Origin of the sequence: Pseudonocardia sp. EV170527-09 (assembly GCF_008369905.1) — a bacterium.
In the GTDB taxonomy this organism is placed as follows: domain Bacteria; phylum Actinomycetota; class Actinomycetes; order Mycobacteriales; family Pseudonocardiaceae; genus Pseudonocardia.
The window spans coordinates 1-707 of sequence record NZ_VRMC01000283.1; the positions used below are offsets into that span (position 1 = coordinate 1).

Genomic DNA, 707 nt, shown 5'->3' on the forward strand with positions numbered 1-707 from the left:
GTCGGTCGCGCTGCGCCGGCTCCCGGCCGCGGTCGCCCGGCTGCGCCACATCTCCGACCGCGAAGCCGGCGCCGGCGACGCGATGCCCGACAGCGGATTGGTCGAGCGCGGCAGCCGGCTCGCCCGTGGCGGCTGGGCCTACCTGCAGCGGTCCCGTGAGGTGCGCCGCAACGGTGGCGCGGTGCCGCCGATGCGGCTGCCCGAGCGGTCCGCGCTCGTCCCGGCGCACATCCGCCGTGCCGCCGAGGCCGCGCGGGTCCGCGCCGAGGCGGCCGCCCACGTCGGCCCGACGGCCGTCCCCGCCCCGCGCCCCGACCAGCAGGCCGAGGCGGAGGACGACCGCGGGACCGCGGAGCTCGCCCGGAACTCCGCGGCCTGAGGCCTACAGCCCGTAGGACTTGCCGATGATGTCGCGCTGGATCTCGCTGGTCCCGCCGTACACCGTCGAGACCACGCTCTGGCGCAGCAACCGCTCCATGCGGGCCTGTGCAACGAACGGTGGTTCCGGCCCGACACGCCGGACCTCAGCGTCCGGCGGGATGGGCACTGTGAGTGATGACATCAGACCCTATGGGCTCTGCTGAGAACGAGACGGGTTCGGGTCGGCGGTTCTCGCCCGAGCAGGCCGCCGCAGCGGCGATGGTGGCCGACGCCCGAGCGCGGGGGCTGGAACTGACCGGCCCGGACGGCTTGTTGAAGCTGTTCAC

The 707-nt window shown here is 75.1% G+C and carries 2 protein-coding genes; one reads left to right on the forward strand and one right to left on the reverse strand.

Annotated features, from left to right (window positions below; genetic code table 11):
• The coding region (locus tag FVA95_RS31205) for a hypothetical protein (protein ID WP_161992533.1) at positions 1 to 379 on the forward strand (379 nt) is incomplete at its 5' end.
• A gap of 3 nt (positions 380 to 382) precedes the next feature.
• Here FVA95_RS31205 and FVA95_RS33595 read toward each other — a convergent pair.
• Complete coding sequence (locus FVA95_RS33595; RefSeq protein ID WP_255474725.1) at positions 383 to 478, reverse strand: acyl-CoA dehydrogenase family protein; 96 nt, start codon at positions 476 to 478, stop codon at positions 383 to 385.
• Positions 479 to 707: the final 229 nt, after the last annotated feature.

Bases quoted from the DNA above. Each gene is read 5' to 3' on its own strand.
- FVA95_RS33595 (WP_255474725.1), bottom strand. From the start codon at position 478: ATGGAGCGGTTGCTGCGCCAGAGCGTGGTCTCGACGGTGTACGGCGGG.